Origin of the sequence: Paenibacillus sp. SAFN-117, assembly GCF_051966115.1 — a bacterium.
GTDB classification, from domain to species: Bacteria; Bacillota; Bacilli; order Paenibacillales; family NBRC-103111; genus Paenibacillus_L; species Paenibacillus_L residui.
In genome coordinates this window covers 75,632-94,199 of the sequence record NZ_JBQCLK010000012.1, presented here as the reverse complement: position 1 = coordinate 94,199, position 18,568 = coordinate 75,632, and the positions used below count along the sequence as shown (strand labels likewise).

22 protein-coding genes are annotated in these 18,568 nt (G+C 48.0%); 12 read left to right on the top strand and 10 right to left on the bottom strand.

What is annotated here, in order from left to right:
- Positions 1-92: 92 nt before the first annotated feature.
- Complete coding sequence (locus ACTHRH_RS10040) at positions 93-686, bottom strand: TetR/AcrR family transcriptional regulator (protein WP_379285929.1); 594 nt, start codon at positions 684-686, stop codon at positions 93-95.
- 89 nt (positions 687-775) lie between these two features.
- On the opposite strand from ACTHRH_RS10040, the gene ACTHRH_RS10035 reads away from it, so the two are divergent.
- The 3 genes from ACTHRH_RS10035 (at position 776) to ACTHRH_RS10025 (ending at position 1,933) form a co-directional block, all read left to right on the top strand.
- The gene (locus ACTHRH_RS10035; RefSeq protein ID WP_440415364.1) at positions 776-982 is read left to right on the top strand and encodes a hypothetical protein; all 207 of its coding nucleotides are present in this window, start codon (positions 776-778) and stop codon (positions 980-982) included.
- 143 nt (positions 983-1,125) lie between these two features.
- A complete protein-coding gene (locus tag ACTHRH_RS10030) occupies positions 1,126-1,689 on the top strand; it encodes a GAP family protein (RefSeq protein WP_440415362.1) in 564 nt (187 codons plus the stop codon).
- A gap of 31 nt (positions 1,690-1,720) precedes the next feature.
- Entirely contained in the window at positions 1,721-1,933 is a 213-nt protein-coding gene (locus ACTHRH_RS10025) for a hypothetical protein (RefSeq protein WP_379285933.1), read from the top strand.
- 288 nt (positions 1,934-2,221) lie between these two features.
- Here ACTHRH_RS10025 and ACTHRH_RS10020 read toward each other — a convergent pair whose 3' ends face one another.
- Together ACTHRH_RS10020 and ACTHRH_RS10015 are read right to left on the bottom strand one after the other, a co-directional pair.
- Complete coding sequence (locus ACTHRH_RS10020; RefSeq protein WP_144932334.1) at positions 2,222-2,416, bottom strand: hypothetical protein; 195 nt, start codon at positions 2,414-2,416, stop codon at positions 2,222-2,224.
- Positions 2,417-2,427: 11 nt separating this feature from the next.
- Positions 2,428-3,273: an SPFH domain-containing protein gene (locus tag ACTHRH_RS10015; RefSeq protein WP_144932332.1), complete on the bottom strand. Its 846-nt coding sequence runs from the start codon at positions 3,271-3,273 to the stop codon at positions 2,428-2,430.
- Positions 3,274-3,664: 391 nt separating this feature from the next.
- Here ACTHRH_RS10015 and ACTHRH_RS10010 point away from each other — a divergent pair, with 391 nt between their 5' ends.
- On the top strand, positions 3,665-4,009 hold the full coding sequence (locus ACTHRH_RS10010) for a thioredoxin family protein (RefSeq protein ID WP_144932330.1): 345 nt from the start codon (positions 3,665-3,667) through the stop codon (positions 4,007-4,009).
- Positions 4,010-4,186: 177 nt separating this feature from the next.
- Here ACTHRH_RS10010 and ACTHRH_RS10005 read toward each other — a convergent pair whose 3' ends face one another.
- From ACTHRH_RS10005 to ACTHRH_RS09995, 3 genes are read right to left on the bottom strand one after another with little or no spacing between them, the layout of a single operon-like run.
- On the bottom strand, positions 4,187-5,818 hold the full coding sequence (locus ACTHRH_RS10005; RefSeq protein ID WP_144932328.1) for an extracellular solute-binding protein: 1,632 nt from the start codon (positions 5,816-5,818) through the stop codon (positions 4,187-4,189).
- A gap of 57 nt (positions 5,819-5,875) precedes the next feature.
- On the bottom strand, positions 5,876-6,760 hold the full coding sequence (locus ACTHRH_RS10000; RefSeq protein WP_144932326.1) for a carbohydrate ABC transporter permease: 885 nt from the start codon (positions 6,758-6,760) through the stop codon (positions 5,876-5,878).
- A 15-nt stretch (positions 6,761-6,775) separates the two neighbouring features.
- Positions 6,776-7,735, bottom strand: a complete 960-nt coding sequence (locus tag ACTHRH_RS09995) for an ABC transporter permease (RefSeq protein WP_150960140.1) — start codon at positions 7,733-7,735, stop codon at positions 6,776-6,778.
- Between the two features lie 391 nt (positions 7,736-8,126).
- Here ACTHRH_RS09995 and ACTHRH_RS09990 point away from each other — a divergent pair, with 391 nt between their 5' ends.
- The 4 genes from ACTHRH_RS09990 to ACTHRH_RS09975 all read left to right on the top strand — a co-directional run bounded on the left by ACTHRH_RS09990 (position 8,127) and on the right by ACTHRH_RS09975 (position 12,845).
- Positions 8,127-9,044, top strand: coding sequence for a COX15/CtaA family protein (locus ACTHRH_RS09990; protein WP_144932322.1), 918 nt, complete (start codon positions 8,127-8,129; stop codon positions 9,042-9,044).
- Between the two features lie 58 nt (positions 9,045-9,102).
- Entirely contained in the window at positions 9,103-10,872 is a 1,770-nt protein-coding gene (locus tag ACTHRH_RS09985; protein WP_144932320.1) for a UbiD family decarboxylase, read from the top strand.
- Positions 10,873-11,166: 294 nt separating this feature from the next.
- The gene (locus tag ACTHRH_RS09980) at positions 11,167-11,937 is read left to right on the top strand and encodes a Cthe_2314 family HEPN domain-containing protein (protein WP_144932318.1); all 771 of its coding nucleotides are present in this window, start codon (positions 11,167-11,169) and stop codon (positions 11,935-11,937) included.
- Positions 11,938-12,047: 110 nt separating this feature from the next.
- Positions 12,048-12,845 carry an SDR family oxidoreductase gene (locus ACTHRH_RS09975; RefSeq protein WP_144932316.1) on the top strand — a complete coding sequence of 266 codons (798 nt, stop codon included), beginning with the start codon at positions 12,048-12,050 and terminating at the stop codon, positions 12,843-12,845.
- Between the two features lie 104 nt (positions 12,846-12,949).
- Here ACTHRH_RS09975 and ACTHRH_RS09970 read toward each other — a convergent pair whose 3' ends face one another.
- On the bottom strand, positions 12,950-13,195 hold the full coding sequence (locus ACTHRH_RS09970) for a NifU family protein (RefSeq protein WP_144932314.1): 246 nt from the start codon (positions 13,193-13,195) through the stop codon (positions 12,950-12,952).
- 90 nt (positions 13,196-13,285) lie between these two features.
- Between ACTHRH_RS09970 and ACTHRH_RS09965 the strand changes: the two genes are divergently transcribed.
- Positions 13,286-13,543: a YuzB family protein gene (locus ACTHRH_RS09965; RefSeq protein ID WP_144932312.1), complete on the top strand. Its 258-nt coding sequence runs from the start codon at positions 13,286-13,288 to the stop codon at positions 13,541-13,543.
- Between the two features lie 36 nt (positions 13,544-13,579).
- On the opposite strand, the gene ACTHRH_RS09960 is transcribed toward ACTHRH_RS09965, so the two are convergent.
- Positions 13,580-14,644 (bottom strand): NAD(P)/FAD-dependent oxidoreductase, encoded by a 1,065-nt coding sequence (locus tag ACTHRH_RS09960; RefSeq protein WP_144932310.1) that lies wholly within the window; start codon positions 14,642-14,644, stop codon positions 13,580-13,582.
- A 213-nt stretch (positions 14,645-14,857) separates the two neighbouring features.
- Positions 14,858-15,925, bottom strand: a complete 1,068-nt coding sequence (gene mqnE, locus ACTHRH_RS09955; protein ID WP_144932537.1) for an aminofutalosine synthase MqnE — start codon at positions 15,923-15,925, stop codon at positions 14,858-14,860.
- A gap of 284 nt (positions 15,926-16,209) precedes the next feature.
- Between mqnE and ACTHRH_RS09950 the strand changes: the two genes are divergently transcribed.
- Positions 16,210-16,386: an aspartyl-phosphate phosphatase Spo0E family protein gene (locus tag ACTHRH_RS09950; protein WP_225312741.1), complete on the top strand. Its 177-nt coding sequence runs from the start codon at positions 16,210-16,212 to the stop codon at positions 16,384-16,386.
- Positions 16,387-16,631: 245 nt separating this feature from the next.
- The gene (locus ACTHRH_RS09945; RefSeq protein WP_144932308.1) at positions 16,632-16,991 is read left to right on the top strand and encodes a HesB/IscA family protein; all 360 of its coding nucleotides are present in this window, start codon (positions 16,632-16,634) and stop codon (positions 16,989-16,991) included.
- Positions 16,992-17,186: 195 nt separating this feature from the next.
- Here ACTHRH_RS09945 and ACTHRH_RS09940 read toward each other — a convergent pair whose 3' ends face one another.
- Positions 17,187-17,723, bottom strand: a complete 537-nt coding sequence (locus ACTHRH_RS09940) for an HXXEE domain-containing protein (protein ID WP_150960137.1) — start codon at positions 17,721-17,723, stop codon at positions 17,187-17,189.
- 421 nt (positions 17,724-18,144) lie between these two features.
- Here ACTHRH_RS09940 and ACTHRH_RS09935 point away from each other — a divergent pair, with 421 nt between their 5' ends.
- On the top strand, positions 18,145-18,486 hold the full coding sequence (locus ACTHRH_RS09935; protein WP_144932302.1) for a hypothetical protein: 342 nt from the start codon (positions 18,145-18,147) through the stop codon (positions 18,484-18,486).
- Positions 18,487-18,568: the final 82 nt, after the last annotated feature.

Below are 18,568 nucleotides of genomic sequence, written 5' to 3'. Positions count from 1 at the left end.
GCTCCTCGGATTTTATGCCGGGATTCTACTTCTTTTCATTGTCGACACATTCCACAGAGTTTATTTAGAAAACGAGTATTTAACTCAATATATTATTGATTGCAAAGTTCATTTAAGTGGTGAGCAATAATTTGTTCCGTTTTTTCAATTGTGAATATGTCCGGTCTTAATAGAGCATGTATGGATAAACCTTCAATGACTACCGATAGCCTTAATTTTTCTATTTCAATATTTATGTCTTTATTTACATAGCCTGCTTTTATCAATATTTTAAGCAGTGCTTCCATTAAAATATATTCACCTTCAGTTAGTTCATTTTTTTTCGTGTTCAAAGCTGCACTTGTAAGTGAGCGAATGGCGAAAACGAGCCAAACGCCAGTTTCAGTTTGTTTATCCCGATCCACAGGAACTAATTCTAACAATGTTTCCTGTACCGCAATAAGAGGGTTTTTTGACCATGATTTATTCTCCGACCGTTCTTTCCCGCGAGCAAGAAAATATTCCATGATAAACAATAGTAATTCATCTTGGTTTGAGAAATAATGTCTTAGTGCTCCGGTAGACATTCCAGCCTCAGATGCAATTCTTCGGATAGATGCTTTTTCAATGCCTTCACCCTCAATAATTTTCCAAGCTGTTTCAGCGATAATTTTCCTTTTGTGATCATGATCAACAATTTTCGGCACTCAAATCACCTCTTGCTTTTATTTAGTACACCGTGTTATTATCATTTTATCACAGTGTGTGAAATAAATAAATAAGGGGGGATGTTTAGATGCTGGAAATCATTGAATCATTGATTCCTGCCAACATAGATTTCACAACAGCACTCCTCATTATTGTACTCTGTGCTTTCATTGATATCTTAAGCCCCGGGGTATTGGCGATTACAGCCTATATCCTTCTAATACAAAAAGAAAAAGGCTCTTCGCTATACTACATGGGAAAAACTACGTTTGAGAGGCATAATAGAGCGATTTGACATGGAGCCTCTGCGGGCATGAGTACTCGCGAAAGCCGCGAAGGGTAAGGAATTCGCGTTGCTAACCAGCTTATCATGCCCGCCTCTCCATATAAAATCGCTGTCTATTTACCCCACCCAGAGTAGCGAGGAAGCAAGAAAAATTGGCATCGCGTTTGATCGTTTTTCTATTATCGACACAATTTTGCTATTTTATGATGGGTATCTTGGTTTACCTGGGAGTTGGGCAGATACATGGTTTTATAGAAAGCATGTCTAACAATCAAATTTCAAGTTGGTTTTATACGATACTTGGAGTCGGCTTTGTACTAATTAGTTTTTATAAGCCTAAGAAAGGAATGGAATCCCGATTTTTGGAATGGTTGCCTAAGCAAGTATCAATAAGTGGGATGATTATACTCGGTATTATTGTATTTGCGATCGAGTTTACCACAGCTTTACCGTATTTTTACTCGATATTATTAATGGATCGTTTAGCGTTTAATACGGGTTTGTCCATAAGTATTTTACTTGGCTATAACGTGCTTATGGTACTACCTTCAATCTTATTATTGTTCATTTATATTCTATTTGGAGGCTGGACACAGAATAAGCTTGAAAAGCTAAGAACACAATTAGTAAAAGCTCCATTGTCTTCTGTATTAGTAGGAGTGGCAGTTATTGGAGCGGTGTTATTCAATATTGGCATTAGGGGAATTCTATCGTGATATTAGTTATTTGGAAAGGGGATGTAGTGTCATGAAAGAGATTACAAGCGCTGTAAGTCTACTTCTATTAATTCAAGGAGTTGGAGGTTTGATAAACCGATTAACAGGCGGGGGACCCAGTTGGTTTCTCGTAAATTACATCGAGGCTTTGCAAGGGTATGAAATTATAGCCAGTATAGTTTTAGTTATACTGGGAGCAATTATTGGTTTAGGCTCTCTCAAAATAAAAGGCAAAGATGACTAACCTATTATTTCTTCAAGAACGGCTTACAATTGAACCGTAGACGTTATAAGTGTTGTGAATGTGATTCTGCCTTCCGGGAACGCCTTATATCCATTGACGAAAAGCGTAGTTATCAAGCCTTAGACGGTGTTACTAATTAAGAAAATTGGAAAAGGGCGGCTTATAAGCCCTTTTCCACCATAAAGTCCGAGTACCCTATTTTTTTAAAATATAAGAAAGGACGGCGATAGCTGTTTATCTCTGATTCTTGTCAAGGTATAGCTGCCCCTCAATGCTCGTTCTCGGGCTTTATTCCTCCGCTTCCGGTTCCGGCGGCTGCGGAAGAATTCGATGTTCCTTGAGACGACCGGCCCTCATTGCCGCATCACGAAGCAGGAATTCGATGTGTCCATTAACACTGCGAAACTCGTCGGCGGCCCAACGTTCCAGTACTTCGTACAGCTTGGGATCGATCCTGAGCGGGAAGTTTTTCTTGGGTGCCATTTAAGGGCCTGTCAATAAAGGCTTCCTGTGTTGATGACCGGACTTGCGGATCGATCCGACACGATGGCCACCATCAGGTTGTTGATCATTGCCGCCTTTCTTTCCTCATCCAGTGTAACGGCACCGTCGGCCTCCAGCCGGGCTATGGCCATCTGAACCATGCCGACGGCCCCTTCGACAATCTGCTGTCTGGCCGAAATGATGGCCGACGCTTGCTGTCTCTGCAGCATGGCGCTGGCAATTTCGGTAGAGTAGGCGAGGTGGGTCAATCTTGCTTCCAGCACCTCTACTCCCGCTACGGACAAGCGCTCTTGAAGCTCCGCCCCGAGCTCGCCGGCCACCTCTTCGGCATTGCCTCTCAGGGAATAACCGTCGCTAATGAAGTTATCATATGGGTATTTGCTGGCTACGTGCCGAAGAGCCGTTTCGCTCTGGATTTCCACGAATTGCTCATAATGGTCCACATCGAACATCGCTTTCGCCGTATCGACCACTTTGAAGACGATGACCGCGGCGATTTCGATCGGATTGCCTTCCACATCATTCACCTTCAGCTTGGCACTGTTGAAATTGCGGACGCGAAGGGAGATTCTTCTGCGGTTGGAGAAAGGAACGGTAATCCACACTCCGGCCTCGCGGATGGTGCCCATATAAGTCCCGAAGAAGGTGATGATCTTGGCCTGATTAGGCTGAACGACCGTAAATGAAGACATCAGAAAGATTATATCTATGGCTAACAGAAGGAGACCGGATACAATAAACTCCTGGATCAGCAAAAAGATGCTGGCGATAAACATAGCGACCAGAATCACCAATCCCAGATAGGCGTTAAATTTCCAAGCTTTCTTTTCAACCATGGTGTCTCATCCTTTCAAAAGATATTGTTGTCATTTCGTTTTGATACTTAAATGATATCACATTTTGAAATATATGTAAATATTAATATTTTCCATTTTCCTAATAAATAGACTCCTATTGCAAGTGCGGTAAAAGAGGCAGAGACCATCGAGCTTTCACTTAACCTAAGCAAATGGGAGGGTTATGGAGAAGGGATGCCGCATAGGCTTCCCGGATCGCAACGATTGTTGTCCTGTGATAAGCATGCTGTGAACCATTTGACATACGGAACGGAGAAGTGCTATAACAAGGAAAATGGTCCGTAGCTCACTGCTGATGCTTTAAGCCATAGGGTGGGAATAGATTCAGTGGCGTATATGAGCGAGGACAATACCTAAGGAGGGAACGGCGTTGAACCGAATTCATTCCGAGCAGGAGTTTCAAGAGCAGGTTGGGCAGAATAAACCGACGGTTGCCGTATTTAAGGCCGCATGGTGCAAGGACTGTCATTTTATCGATCCGTTCATGCCGGATGTAGAACAGGCTTATGCAGATAAGCTGACCTTCGTGGAGATTGACCGGGACGAGTTGCCCGATCTATGCGAGAAATATAATATTCTTGGTATTCCCAGCTTCATCGTTTTCCGTCAGGGACGGGAAGTGACCCGTTTTGTAAGCAAACTCCGCAAGACAAGGGAAGAAATCGAGCAATTTCTGGACCGTTCCGTAGAGGTGGCCAACGCGCTTCCGTCTTGATCTTCGGGCAGCCTCCGATCTTGGACATTGCCGATAGGAACAGATAGCAGCACCACAAGATAAGAAAGGCCGGGTAAGAGAGTTCTCTTCCCGACCTTTTTTACAATTATAGGCTTTATCTTATCGGCGCCCGGCTGCTTAATGCCCGATAGCACCTTATCCGCGCCTCATCGTCCATTAACTGTTTTTGTAACGCTCATAGGCGGCTTCGTACACTTTCAAATACTTGTCCACACCCATATTCTCGACTTTTTTGACATAGCTGTCCCATTCGCTGAACGGAACGGCTCCGGTAATGAACTTGGCCTCCATTTCCTTGATCAGCGTATGAATATCGCTTCCGGTGGATTGCATAAACTCCGTTTCATCCTGGAGGAAATTGAAGCTGTACCAGAGGTCCTTAATCCGGTCGGGTTCGGCTTTCTGGCCGACGGCTATCGATTCCGGCAGCGTTTCCGAGCCTTTGAAATATTTCTCCTGAACGTATCCCGGGTAGCTGCCGCCCATCCAGGTTACATATTTCGTCAGAGCTTGATCCAGAGTCAATCCTTCCGGGTTGTTCTTGATTTCATCGACGAACTCCAGCTTGCCGTCCGGCGTTTGCGTATAGGAGACGCCTTCTTTCCCCATGAAGTAGAATGTGGCGCCCTCATCTCCGAAGAAATAATCGATCCAGCGAACCGTCGCTTCCGGATGCTTGTTATTGTTCGTTATGACGAAGGCTCCCGGCCAAACCATAGGAACTTTGATATGGGTATACAGCTTATCTCCGTGCGGACCTTCCAAAGCGCCCAGCCCGAAGTAATTTTCCCCGTTAAACTGCGTTTTCGGATTCGGATTGATCGTCGCTCCGAGAATATCCTTGCCGCCCTTGGCGTACAGCTCGCTCGATTTTTGCGTAAATATGTCTTTGTCGATCAGACCTTCCGCATACAATTTATGGACATATTCAAGCACTTCCTTGTACTTCGGGTCCAGACGGAAGAAGCGCAGCTTGTTCGTCTCCGGATCCACATCGACGAACTTATGCCCCAGGCCTCTTGTGCCCACTCCCCAAGCTCCTTTCAACTGATCGATCAGAGGCTCGATTCCCGTTCCGCTATAGGGGATTTCATCCATTTGGCCGTTTCCGTTCAAGTCGGTTTCTTTTACCGCTTTTAAGTATTGGTAGAACTCCTCCGTCGTCTTCGGCTCCGAAAGGTTCAGCTTGTCCAGCCAGTCCTGCTTGATCCAGAGAGGGGTGCCGATAAGCATGGGCAGGAACTCGGGGCTGTAGAAAGAAGGAAACGAGTATATATTTCCGTCGGGCATTGTCAACGCTTTTCTCAAATCGGGATACTTGTCCAACAATGCTTTCAAGTTAGGCGCGTGCTGATCGATCAAATCATTCAATTTGAGAAAAACGCCCTGCTCACCGTATTTCGCCAGATCGGATGCAGGCATCCGGGCCGTATAGAATCCATCCGGATAATCCCCGTTGGCCAAGGCGAGATTCCGCTTCTCCGTCAAGCTTTCGAAGGGAACCAATTGAAAGTTGACTTTGATGTTCGACATCTTGGCATATTCTTTCCATACCAACGTTTCTTCGAAGTTATTCGTGTTGGTCGCCGCCTTGCCCGTAAAGAAAGTAAGCTCAATCGGCTCTTTGACGATCGGCATGCCTGTCGGATTGAAGTTGTCCGTTGTCTTGGCTTCAGACTCCCCGCCGGTCGTTGTGCCTCCTGCTGCTTCTTGTCCGCCGCACCCCTGCAGAAGACCCGCGGTCATAACGGAGGACAGCATGATGGTGATCCATTTCTTTCTTTGCATTTTTCGATTCTCCTATCCTTTGTTTAATATTTATGTTTTATATGGAAAACGTACAGTTTAGCCCTTGAGGGCTCCGATCATAACGCCTTTGACAAAATACTTTTGCAGGAACGGATACAATAGAAGGACCGGCAAATTGGCGATGACGACTACCGCATATTTGATCGCCTCCGCCTCCATCAAGGTTCTGGCGTGAGATTCGTCGCCGACATTGATCATTTGCTCCATCTGGCCTTGGATGAGAATTTCCCTAAGGAATAGCTGCAGCGGGTATTTCGCTCTGTCGGTCAAATAAATGAGCGCGTTGAAATAAGCATTCCAATGGCCGACACTGTAAAACAGGATCATGACCGCGATGATCGGCATCGACAAAGGCAGAACGATCTTCCATAAAATTTGCAGATTGGAGCATCCGTCGATAGAGGCCGACTCCTGAATCTCCCCGGGAATGCTTGACTGGAAGAAAGTCCGCATAATAACGATGTTCCACACCGATACGGCATTCGGGATTACGAGCGCCCAGAACGAATTGAGCATTCCCATTTCCTTCACAATGAGGTAGGTCGGAATCAGACCGCCGCTGAAGAACAGGGTGAAGACCATAATCCCCGTGATCAAATTCTTGCCGGCAAAATTCGGCCTCGACAGCGGGTAAGCGGCCATGACCGTCATCGCCAGATTAATCGCCGTGCCGACCAACGTATACATAATCGTGTTCAGATAACCGGTCAGAATCTCCTGATTCTGAAATATTTTTTCATACCCTGTAAACGAAAGCGAGCTGGGAAATAACCAGATCTCCCCGTTCAGGACATCCTCGGGATTGCTGACCGAAGCGCTCAGGACAAAGACCAGCGGGTAAAGGACGATAACGGAGACGACCGCCAGCAATAGATTGATTATAATTCCGACGATCCTGTCGCCGGTGCTTTGCGCTGTCATGGACAATCCCCCTTTCTACCATAAGCTCGTTTGCTTCATCATTTTGGCTGCGCGGTTAACGAGCACCAACAGAATGAAATTCACTATCGAATTGAATAACCCGACCGCAGCGGAAAAGCTGTATTGTGAACCGAGAATTCCGCTCCGGTACACATAGGTGGAGATGACGTCCGAGCTTTCGTTGTTCAGCGAGTTTTGCATCAGAAACACCTTCTCGAAGCCGACTCCCATAATGGAACCTACATTCAAGATAAGCAGGATAACGATGGTGGGCATAATGCCGGGAAGGTTGATATGCCATATTCTCCGCAGCCTGGAGGCTCCGTCGACCCGTGCTGCCTCATGAAGCTGAGGATCGATGCCGGCCAGAGCGGAGAGATAAATGATCGAGCTCCAGCCCATCTGCTGCCATACTCCCGACAGGACGTAAACCGTCTTGAACCAGGCCGGATCGGTCATGAATGCGATCGGCTCGCCGCCGAACAGCTTGATTATCTGATTGATCACGCCATTCTGCGGGGACAGGAACATGACGACGATTCCGACCAGAACGACGGTGGACAGAAAATGCGGAGCATAAGTGACGGTTTGTACAAAACGTTTATAAAATTTGAACCGCACCTCGTTGATCATTAAAGCCAGTAGAATCGGAACCGGAAAGCCGACCAGCAGCTCGTACAAGCTGATGCCGAGCGTATTTTTGATCAGTCTCCAGAAGAAATAGCTGTCGAAAAACCGTTCGAAATGCTTAAATCCGACCCATGGGCTGCCCCATATCCCTTTGGTGGCGATAAAATCCTTGAAAGCGATCTGCACCCCGTAAATAGGAAGGTAGTGAAAAATAATGAAATAAATGAGGACCGGAGTGATCAGCAAATAGAGGTCCCAATATTGGCGAAACGATTTCAGCAGAAAAGATCGCCGCTTCTTTCTCTTATGGACCGCCGTCAATTCGGTCGAAGCTGCAGTTTCCATATGTGGTATTCACCCCCCTTCGCTCATTTCTCCGACCGGAACAGAGACGGTTGAGAAAATAATGTTTCGTCGGGAAGCGGATTTATACGCTTCCTTATCGCTTCTTTTAGCTTTTCTCGTTGTCTCCATCCGGTATTTCTTCTTTAATTTGCGGATACATGAGCATTACTTAGTTTATAGGCCAATTGTTAGGGCAGAATTAGATCGATGTGAAGGTTTGGTAAATTTCTCGAAAGAGGCGGGCTGTTTTTACAAAGCTTTATTGGAGGGAGCGATTCATTGGTTTGTCACAATTGTGAATGGAATTACAGGGGAATTATCGATATAATTGGACTTGGTATGATGTAACAGCTATCACCATGTGAGACTAAAAAGCGGGTGGCATGTCAATATGAATAAGTGGTTAAATAAAATAGCCGTAGCTTCCGCCATCGGAATGTTTATCGTTCTGTTGATGGGTGCTGTCGTAACCAAGACCGATTCGGGAAGGGGTTGCGGAGACGATTGGCCGTTATGCAACGGCAAGTTCATCCCCAGCTACACGATTGAATCGATGATTGAATACAGCCACCGGTTTGTGAGCGGTGTAGAAGGTATTCTCGTACTGGTCGCGTTCATTGGAGTGGTGAGGCTGGTCAAGCGCAAGGACGCCCGCTGGTATGCCGGCCTGGCTCTTGCTTTCACCGTTGTACAAGCCATTCTGGGGGCCATGGCTGTTAAATGGGAGCAGTCTTCGCTCGTTATGGCGCTTCATTTCGGTATTTCCATGCTGGCCTTCGCCTGTTCACTGCTTCTGGCCATCATTCTGCTTTATTCGGAATCGATTCCTGAACGGGGACCCCGGGGAGGCAACACTACAGTTCTCCCGTCGGCCGGCTTGCGCTACATGATATGGATCACGACGATATATTCTTATATCGTTGTTTATTTGGGAGCTTTCGTCCGCCATACGAAATCATGGGGAGGCTGCTCCGGATGGCCGTTGTGCAACGGACAAGTCATCCCTGAATTATCCGGGGCGACCGGTATTGTCTTCTTGCACCGGGTGGCGGCTTTGCTGCTGTTCGTCGCCATTGCCGTTATGCTGTATATGCTGCGCAGGGAACGGAAATACCCGCAGGAGCTGGTGAAAGCAGGGTATTGGGCATTCGGCTTGATCATTCTGCAAATTCTGAGCGGCGCCTACGTTACTTTTACAATTACATCGGATTGGCATCTGCTCTCCGGGCTTATCCATACTTTGCTTATCGCAGGCCTGTTCAGCATTCTTGTTCATTTAAGCGTCCGGGTGTTTCAGTACAACCGTTAATCCGGATCCCGGCAGACTATCGCATTTATGAATCGTTTATCAGGTGAGGGGGAACACTATGGCTTTCGAAAATTTGCGGGAATTTTTGCAGGTACTGCGCCAGGAGAACGAGTTGGTCGAGATTTCCGCTCCGGTTGACCCGAATTTGGAGCTGGCCGAAATACACCGCCGGGTCATCTCGGAAGAGGGCCCGGCCTTGTTATTTACTAACGTTAAGGGAAGTCCGTTTCCGGTTGTGACGAATTTGTTCGGCACCATTCGGAGGGTGAATCTGGCCTTCGGACCGAAGCCGGAGCAGTTGATGAAGCAAATTATAGGAGCCAAGGATACTTTACTGCCTCCTTCGTTCAAGGCTTTGTGGGACGAGAAGGAACTGCTGTTCGATTTGCTTAAAGTAGGCACACGGACCGTTTCCAAGGATCAGGCGCCCGTGCTTCAGGTGTGCGACAGGGATCAGCCTCTGAACAAGCTTCCGGCACTGACCAGCTGGCAGGGGGATGGGGGGCCGTTCGTTACGCTGCCGCTTGTCTATACCGAGAAGCCCGGCCAAGAGAACGATCATAACCTGGGAATGTACCGGATGCAGCTGTATGACGGAAACACGAGCGGGATGCATTGGCAGATTCAGAAGGGCGGAGGGTTCCATTATCACGAAGCCGAGAAGAATAACCGGGCACTGCCGGTTACTGTCTTCCTCGGAGGTCCGCCGGCGCTTATCGCGTCTGCCATCGCTCCGCTGCCGGAGCATCTGCCGGAATTGCTGCTGACATCGCTGATTATCGGCAAGAAGCTGAAGATGGTCGACAATCCGAACGGCGGACATCGTCTGGTCGCAGATGCCGAGTTTGCCATTTGCGGTGAGGTTCCGCCTCATATTCGGCGGCCGGAGGGCCCCTTCGGCGATCATTTCGGCTATTATTCATTGCAGCACGATTTCCCGGTGTTCAACGTGAGCCACATGTGGCACCGTAAAGACGCCATCTATCCGGCTACCATTGTCGGCAAGCCTCGCCAAGAGGATTATTATATGGGGGATTTCCTGCAGCGGCTGCTGTCCCCGGCCTTTCCGATGGTTATGCCGGCAGTCAAGGATTTGTGGACGTATGCGGAGACCGGATTTCACGCCCTGGCCGCAGCGGTTGTTCGCGAGAGCTATAGCCGGGAGGCGCTTAGCGCCGCTTTCCGGATCTTGGGCGAAGGCCAGTTGATTCTGACGAAGTTTCTGATCGTTACGGATCAGCCTGTAGATTTGTCCAACTTTAAGCTGCTGCTTGAGACGGTGCTGGAAAGATTTCGGCCAAGAACCGACTTATTTATTTTCAACCATACGTCTAACGATACGTTGGACTATACCGGGCATAAGCTTAACGAAGGCAGCAAGGCGGTGCTGGTTGGAGTAGGGGAGCCCGTGCGCACTCTGCCCGTTCAGTATTCGGGAGGAGAGCTTCCCGGTATTCGCGACGCGAGAGCCTATTGCAAAGGCTGTCTCGTCCTCTCGGGAGCATCGTTCGAGGAAGATCCCGAGCTTGCCGCCAGACTGGTCGAAACGAACGGGGACCGCTTGGCGGCATGGCCGCTTGTTATTATAGCGGATGATGCCGGAATAGTAGAGAACCAGACGGCGTTCTTATGGACGGTATTTACCCGTTTCAGCCCGGCCAGTGATATCTATGCCCGTTCCCAGACCGCCAATCACCACATCGGCTATCAATTTCCTATTGTGATCGATGCCAGGATGAAGCCCGGCTACCCGGAGGAGCTGATTCCCCGGGACGATATTGTGAAGCTGGTGGATTCCCGTTGGAAGGAATACTTTCCCGGAAACTGATCGTTCGCAGTAAGCGAGTGGATGTCTGCGGTAAGCGGTAAGTTCTGGTGGATGCAGCAGATTGCATAATAACAGGGGTAGGGAAAGTGACCGTTTAACACGATCCATCGGCAGATAACAGCGAGCGGATTCCGGATTTGCCCAGGAACCCCGGAATCCCGGCGGAATACAAAAATGGACTCGAAGTGTCCGGCACTTCTTACAATATGCAGTTAAGATTAGTTGGAAGTCCCAACAGGCTAGAGCTGCCTATCCCCGGGCTTCCGACGAGCGATCAGGCGGGAGTGACGCTTTATGCTAAGGTATTTGTTCAACCAGCCGCGCAGGCGGGATGAAGGGATTATGGGAGAGGCGATGAAGGCTCTTAACCATTATCTGCATATACAGGAAGGGAGGGTGCTGAAGGAGCGGTCGGCACTTCAGACCCAAGAGACAGATAGAAGCACCCTCTCTCTATTCATTAAAGCGGGCGGCTTCATCCGGGCGTTGGACGAGCTGGAGCAGAGTCAATATGCAGCAGAGCAATTCAGCTTGCTTGTAAACAAGCGCTATATAGAAGAGATGGATGAAGAGGAATTGGATAATTATCACAGGCATCTTTATTTTTACAAAAATGCCCTGCTGCGGATCTTCTCCATTCTGGACAAGCTGGGTTACTTTCTCGATGAACAATTACGCCTTGAAACCGAGAAAGTGAAGCAGCAGTTCTCCTATTTCACCGTCCTGCGCCGGATGCATGAACGAAGGCCTGATCTGCCCATGGATCAGCAGCTGTATCAGATCAAGGAAAGCTTCCAGCCATCGATGACGATATTGCGCAAGGAAAGAAATATGGAGACGCATTTCATGAATACCGAGCTGTTGGACGATCTTCTCAAGGCTAAGATGGAGCTGTTCCCTCCGAACCAAACCGCGATAGAAAATGTAGAGGATAAATTGCGAACGCTGGGCCAGGGGTTCGAGATGGTCTGCCGAACGTTGACGACGGCTTTTAACGGGTTAAGCCAGGAGAACCAAAGTAACGTCCGGGTGCGGAGAAGACGGGCGGAGCTTTATAAGCAATAATCTGGGTCCGGGGCTGCTTAATGGAAAGGAACTATGATAAACTTAGACTGGATGGCAATCAAGAATGGAGGCCGGTCGTTGTAAGCACTGGTCTTGAACAGGAGGTTGCGATGCGGCACGATCGAAAAGTAGCCCTCATTACCGGAAGCGCTAAAGGGTTAGGTAAGATGACTGCGGTTACATTGGCTGAGCAAGGCTGCGATATCGCGATAAATTACGTTCACAGCCGGACGGAGGCTCTGGCCTTGGCCGAGAGGCTGGAAGCGTTCGGTGTCCGTAGTCTGGCCGTTCAGGCTGATGTCTCCAGAACGGAAGATTTACGGAGAATGGTCCGGGAAGTAGAGGAGCAGCTGGGCGGAATCGATATTTTGGTGAACAATGCCGGCCCCTTTGTCAGAGAACGAAGACTCTTTGCCGACTATGATACGGAAGAAATCGATTATTTGGTGCGCGGCAACCTGTTAGGTGTTATGGAATTGGACCATATGGTACTTCCCATGATGAGGAAGCAAGGGTGGGGCCGAATTATCCATTTCGGCTTCGGGAGGGCATCTGAAGGGACCGGATGGCCTCATCGGGCGGTATATGCCGCGGCCAAAGTAGGCCTGGTGTCCTTTACCAAAACGTTGGCCGTCGAAGAAGCTCCTAACGGAATAACGGTCAATATGATCTGTCCGGGGGACATTCGCGGCGAATACAAGGAGAAGTACATTCACGAGGTGGAGCAAATTACGGATGATGAATCGCCTAGGGGAAGGCCAGGAACGGGAGAGGATGTCGCGCGGACGATCGCTTTCCTCTGTCATCCCCGTTCTGACTTTATTACCGGTAATATCATGGACATTTCCGGAGGCCTCGATCCTATCCGGGCGGTTAAAGGCACGGCACCTCTGACGCGAGGACAATAGTCGTGAAGGCTGTGCCTTCATCATTACATGCATATAACGAAAGCAGAGCCCGTTCATTCACGGGCTCTGCTTCGTTACGTATTGGATAACCTCTTCTTATGGGATTAGAATACCTGAACGACCTCTTCTATCCCTTCAACTTCCTCTATCAATGCGCGTTCAATACCGGCCTTCAGCGTGATGGTCGAGCTTGGGCAGCTTCCGCAAGCACCCATCAGCTTCAGCTTAACGATTCCATCCTCAACATCGACGAGTTCGACGTCTCCTCCGTCACGCTGCAGGAAGGGGCGGAGCTTATCTAAAACTTCGAGCACTTCATCGTACTTAGTGCTTTGAGTATTTTCGCTCATTTGCGTCATCTCCTTTCTTTATTCTATTATAATACAACGTGGGGTAAAATAAAATGGTCAGCACATATCTTTCAAAAAAGGGGGCTCCCCATGAGACCGATCATAGAATTCTGCGCAAATAATATGCATCACGGAACGGACGAAGTGATGCAGAAGCTGGAGAGTAATCCCGATTACGATGTGGTCGAATACGGCTGCCTCGGTTATTGCGGCGAATGCTTCTTGAGCCCGTATGCCCTGGTTAACGGCGAGCCGGTCTTTGCCGAAGAGGTGGACGAGCTGTATGATCTCATTCTGAATAAAATAAAAGAACAGGAAGAAATGGACAAGCTTCTCGACGATTTGTAATTGCCGGAGGCTTCATCCATTCCATCTATTCCCGGATTACCCTTTGTGGTGTTTCGATAACCAAAGCACCCCGCTTTTTAGAATCCGGGGAACTTTGCCCAGCATCACTGTCCGTTTACCCATGACGCCGAAGCCTGACTTCTTGCCGAGTGAGCCGAGGACTCCCTTCAGCTTGATTATTCCCAAGTGAGGGTCCTCCCCTTTAGCGATGGCGGCGATCACATCCGCCACTTGCTTGCCTTGGGCTTCCGCGGCCTGCGCGCTGGGGGAGAAGCTCAGGCTGGCGCAGTCTCCCACGACATAGACATCCCGGTATTGCGGGATCTGATGGTACTCGTTCAGCAGAACGCGTCCTTGCTTATCCTTGCCGACGTTTAACTGCCTGACCACCGGACTCGGTTGAATGCCTGCGGTCCATACCGTTGTATCTGTATAAATAAGTTCTCCCTGATTATAGATGACTCCATCCTCCAAACGGGTAACGGCCACCTGGTGAACCATCTCGATATCATGCTTCTCGAACCAGGTGCGGACGAAGGTCTGCAGCTTTACCGGGAAGGCGGACAGAATACTTGTCCCCCGGTCCAAAATCCGGATGTTCAGGTCCGGTCGGCTCTCTCTCAGCTCGGAGGCCATTTCTACGCCGCTCAATCCGCCCCCGACAATAGATACTTGACCATAAGGCTTCACATCGTTGACTCTTTGGTAAGTTATTCTGGTGGAAGACAAGGACTGAATGCTGTTGGAATACCGCTCCGCACCCGGAATATCATGGTACTTGTCTACACATCCCAAGGCGATAACCAGCACGTCATATTCCAGAGGATCCCGGTCCATAAAGAAGATATGCTTATGGTTCAGGTCTACCGATTCCACTACTCCGTACACTTTGTTCAATCTGGGATCGGGCGGAAATTCCACCCGAATGTCGATGTCGGGAACGGTTCCCGCGGCTAAAGCATAATACTCTGTTTTTAGCCCCTGATAAGGCATCCGGTCCACGAGTGTAAGATCGTAGTCCGGCAAGTCTTTCTCAAGCAATTGATGGGCCACTGTCAAGCCCCCGTAGCCTCCGCCAAGGATTACAACATGTTTTCTCATGAACAGAACCTTTCTCTCTTCAGTAATAGTAATGGTACCGCCATTATTTCTAACCATTATGGATAACTAGATAGTCGGTTTATTCTCTTATTGTTCAACGAAGCGGCCGATATCATTCCATAGGTAGATTCATTCCTTGCACCGCTCCGGTCGGGAAGCTTATAACAAAAGCGTTATGAGGACCGGAATGCTGAGGACATTTGAACATCAGTCTTAAAATACTTTAATTTCGTTATAGAAAGTATCCCTCTCGACCGGAATCCTTCCGGCTCCCTTGATAAGCCAGACCAGCTCATCTTTGGTCAGCCCTTCCGGCGAAAGAGCTCCGGCCGCATGGCTGATCCTTTCCTGAATAATCGTTCCGTGAACATCGGATGCCCCGAATGTTAACGCCATCTGAGTCAGCTGGGTTCCCAGATTAATAAAATAGGCTTTGACATGCGGTATGTTGTCCACCATCAGACGGCTGACGGCGATGGTTCTCATATCGTCGAAGGCGGAGACTCTCCGTTTGATCCCCGCTTTCACGCTGGCCGGCTGCACCGCATTTGGAATAAAGACAAGGAATCCGGACGTTTCATCCTGCAGCTCGCGTAAATAAATCATGTGCTGGATTCTTTCCTCCAGGGTCTCGATGGAACCGTAGAGCATTGTCGCATGAGTCTTCATTCCGAGCCGATGCGCTGCCCGTTGGACTTCCAGCCATTGATCCGTCGTTGCCTTGCCTACTCCCATCTTCTTGCGGTATCTCTCGGACAGAATTTCGGCACCGCCGCCCGTTAAGGTATCCAGTCCGGCTTCCATCAGTGTCCGCAATACTTCTTCGTAGGTAAGCCCGCTCAAACGGGAGAAAAATTCGATCTCCGCCGCTGTATGGGCTTTGAGCGTGACGGAAGGGTACTTTTGCTTCAAGGAACGGATGCAGTCGACATAGTACTCGAACGGCACATGGGGATTATGCCCGCCGGTAATATGAAATTCGCGCATTTCCGGATGGATATGCTTGTCGATATAGTCAAACATCTGCTCCCCGGTCAGCGTATACGCTCCTTCTTCCCCTTCGTCGCGGCGGAAATGGCAGAACGCACAGTGCGCTTCGCACACATTCGTAAAATACAGGCTCATATTTTGAATAAAATAGACCTTCTTGCCGTTCTTGCGGAGGTTGGCGAAATTAGCCAATTGCCCGATCGTCAGAAGATCGTCCGATTGATAAAGAAAAAGACCGTCCTCTTTAGTTAAACGTTCTCCGGCTAAAACTTTCTCCTTGATTTCCTCCATCCTCGTATCGTGGGTGGGTGTAACGATATTCACCGATTTCACTCCTTACCATTATCGACCCGTCAATAAACCCGATTTTATCTAGAGTTTCGATCGTATGGATGATAAATTTAGTCCATCTTCATTATAATCCTACATTAATAATAGGGGCAAGACACACTTCGACACTTATAAAACGCATCCAATCATGAAAAAAATACGAATTTCTCCAAAATATGCTTCCAATTATTTGAAATTTGTGTATACTAAATAATTGTGTGATTATTTTTTAAAGGTGATTAAAGGTGAAGAGTTTATTATTGGAAATGGACATCTCCGAAGAGATCGAAGATGCGCGGCAGCACATGGTTCAATTGGGCAGCCAACTGGGCTTGCTGCATCCCCGTGTAGTGGAAAGCAGCGAGAATCTGGACAGGCTTCTTCTTCGCTACTATCATTTGGAAAAGACGAAGAGTAACTGAGCCCGGTATCCGATTCTGGAGGATTATCACTTGAGACTAACCGAAAATATGGGTATACTTAATCTATAAGGGATGGAAACAATACGGTACAGATCCGACATTTTTCTCACCTTTATTTATAGCAAATGCACGTTCGGAAGGTTTGCCGCCCAGCGTAACGGCGGGTGGAATGCTAATACGCAGCAGACCTTTAGAACAGCCTCTAGCAACTAACGCTACTCTTTCCATATAGAGGAGGGACTCATATGATTAGCATCAGTGATTCGGCTGCGGAGAAAATTAAGGAACTGCTCGCGGCGGAAGAAATTCCCAATATGTTTTTGCGCCTCGGTGTCAAAGAAGGCGGCTGCAGCGGGTTTTCCTACAGCATGGGTTTCGATGACGAGCAGAGCGAGACGGACAAGGTTATGGACGTGAATGGATTGAAGGTTGTCGTCGATGAAGATAGCAACAAGTATTTGTACGGAGTTGAGATCGACTACAAGGATGTAGGCATGGGCGGCGGTTTCACCATTCATAATCCCAATGCCGTAGCTACTTGCGGTTGCGGCTCTTCCTTCAAGCATAGGGAAGAGGAAGGCAAGGCAGAGAAGTGTGACGACTGATTTCGGAACCGCCGACTGTGGTTCCAACAGCTTGCCGGCATAGGCAGGTTATGGTCGAAATACTTTGGATAAATGCAAGATGACCATTGTTGAGGAGTCAGGTAATTAACATTAGGTCTTAATGAACAATGCCTCTCAGGCTGGCGGGGATAACTCCAAGCTTGAGAGGTTATTTTTTTATATATAGTTGTAACGTCACCGGGACACCAGTTTTCCGCCCAGATAATGCCCGAACCCTACGATAGGAAGCAAGAGAAGCCCGAACGGCAAGCTTGTAATTAAATCGCTCCACTGTATCAAATGCTCCGAAAGCAACCGATAAAAAAGATACAACGTATAAGGCAGTGTAATTAAAACAGCCGTTGTCACACCCGGAACGAGCATTCGAACGAACAGTGCCTGCCCGATATGCATAAAAACATGGAGCAGCAGTACGGCATTGAAGCCGATGAACAGCAAATAATGATTATGTTCGGCTGCTAAATATGTAACGGGAACGAACACCATAAACTCAACACATACGGCAAACGCAAACTGTGCGGTTGTAATTTGTGAAGCGGAGCTGACTATTTTATCAAACGGCTGGGGCACCTTCAGAATAACGGTCCTGCCGGCTTTGCGAAACCAATTTTCCATGCGGATGATTTCCTCGAAATCATGCAGCATGAATGCGGCAAGAAATAACCATATTAACGATTGGATGCTGACGGCTGAATCTATGTATGAAAGCATGGAATTCCCCCTTTATCCTTTACATTACTATATTTTTCAAGCTTTCAAAATAGTTAAGGGCTTCATATGATCTGAAAAGCTGGTATCAGAAGATAACAGTCTGCTGATTTAGGTAATACTTTGGGAAAACATACCAATGAAATGATATATACTCTATGCTATACTAAATATACAGAGTTCGATATACGTCGAAATTCTGTCTTCATAACCTTTTTTTCTTCTCTTCAATTCGCGCTCGATTTTCGAGCGCTTTTTTTGTTTTTCGGCATTATGCCAACATAAGTCCTCTTTTTATTTCCTGGGTAATTGTGACAGGAATATTTTGGCGATTGCAATATGGTAAGTAGAGTGTATCCCGGTTAGGTTATGGAAGGCGGTCTCCTCGCATATATATAGCGAAAAACAGAGGGGACGGAAGCCGATGGAGGAAAAGCTGAAGGCCTATTTCGATTTAAAAGAACAGCAAAGGCAGATTGAACGGGATTTGGAGCGATTAAGAAATGAACTGCTGCGGATTTTCCCGGAGCAGACTGATTCGGACCTAGGGGAATACCGGTTGAAAATCGGGATTCAGGAACGAAGAGAGTATAGAGACGAAGACCTTTATAACCGGTTTAACGATGATGCGCTGTGGAAGCTGATGTCCAAAGCGGATCCAGCGAAAATCACCGGCTTGATCAAGCTCGGGGTGGTTAAGGAAGAAGCTCTGCAAGGAACCTATGAAATCAAGAAGGTCCCGTATGTTCAGGTACAAAGGCTGTAGCCGCTAAAAAAAGTGGATCGCCTCCGTTGGGTAGGAGGCGGTCTTTTTTTGCTCCGGTGTCTCTGCAAAGTATTGTATAAAC

Coding starts and splice junctions, on each gene's coding strand:
- ACTHRH_RS09940 (WP_150960137.1), bottom strand. CDS start 17,723: ATGCTTTCATACATAGATTCAGCCGTCAGCATCCAATCGTTAATATGG.
- ACTHRH_RS09970 (WP_144932314.1), bottom strand. CDS start 13,195: ATGAGCGAAAATACTCAAAGCACTAAGTACGATGAAGTGCTCGAAGTT.
- ACTHRH_RS09960 (WP_144932310.1), bottom strand. CDS start 14,644: ATGAGAAAACATGTTGTAATCCTTGGCGGAGGCTACGGGGGCTTGACA.
- ACTHRH_RS10000 (WP_144932326.1), bottom strand. CDS start 6,760: ATGACAGCGCAAAGCACCGGCGACAGGATCGTCGGAATTATAATCAAT.
- ACTHRH_RS10015 (WP_144932332.1), bottom strand. CDS start 3,273: ATGGTTGAAAAGAAAGCTTGGAAATTTAACGCCTATCTGGGATTGGTG.
- ACTHRH_RS10020 (WP_144932334.1), bottom strand. CDS start 2,416: ATGGCACCCAAGAAAAACTTCCCGCTCAGGATCGATCCCAAGCTGTAC.
- ACTHRH_RS09945 (WP_144932308.1), top strand. CDS start 16,632: ATGATTAGCATCAGTGATTCGGCTGCGGAGAAAATTAAGGAACTGCTC.
- ACTHRH_RS09965 (WP_144932312.1), top strand. CDS start 13,286: ATGAGACCGATCATAGAATTCTGCGCAAATAATATGCATCACGGAACG.
- ACTHRH_RS10035 (WP_440415364.1), top strand. CDS start 776: ATGCTGGAAATCATTGAATCATTGATTCCTGCCAACATAGATTTCACA.
- ACTHRH_RS10005 (WP_144932328.1), bottom strand. CDS start 5,818: ATGCAAAGAAAGAAATGGATCACCATCATGCTGTCCTCCGTTATGACC.
- ACTHRH_RS09980 (WP_144932318.1), top strand. CDS start 11,167: ATGCTAAGGTATTTGTTCAACCAGCCGCGCAGGCGGGATGAAGGGATT.
- ACTHRH_RS09975 (WP_144932316.1), top strand. CDS start 12,048: ATGCGGCACGATCGAAAAGTAGCCCTCATTACCGGAAGCGCTAAAGGG.
- mqnE (WP_144932537.1), bottom strand. CDS start 15,925: ATGGAGGAAATCAAGGAGAAAGTTTTAGCCGGAGAACGTTTAACTAAA.
- ACTHRH_RS09995 (WP_150960140.1), bottom strand. CDS start 7,735: ATGGAAACTGCAGCTTCGACCGAATTGACGGCGGTCCATAAGAGAAAG.
- ACTHRH_RS09935 (WP_144932302.1), top strand. CDS start 18,145: ATGGAGGAAAAGCTGAAGGCCTATTTCGATTTAAAAGAACAGCAAAGG.
- ACTHRH_RS09985 (WP_144932320.1), top strand. CDS start 9,103: ATGGCTTTCGAAAATTTGCGGGAATTTTTGCAGGTACTGCGCCAGGAG.
- ACTHRH_RS09990 (WP_144932322.1), top strand. CDS start 8,127: ATGAATAAGTGGTTAAATAAAATAGCCGTAGCTTCCGCCATCGGAATG.
- ACTHRH_RS10025 (WP_379285933.1), top strand. CDS start 1,721: ATGAAAGAGATTACAAGCGCTGTAAGTCTACTTCTATTAATTCAAGGA.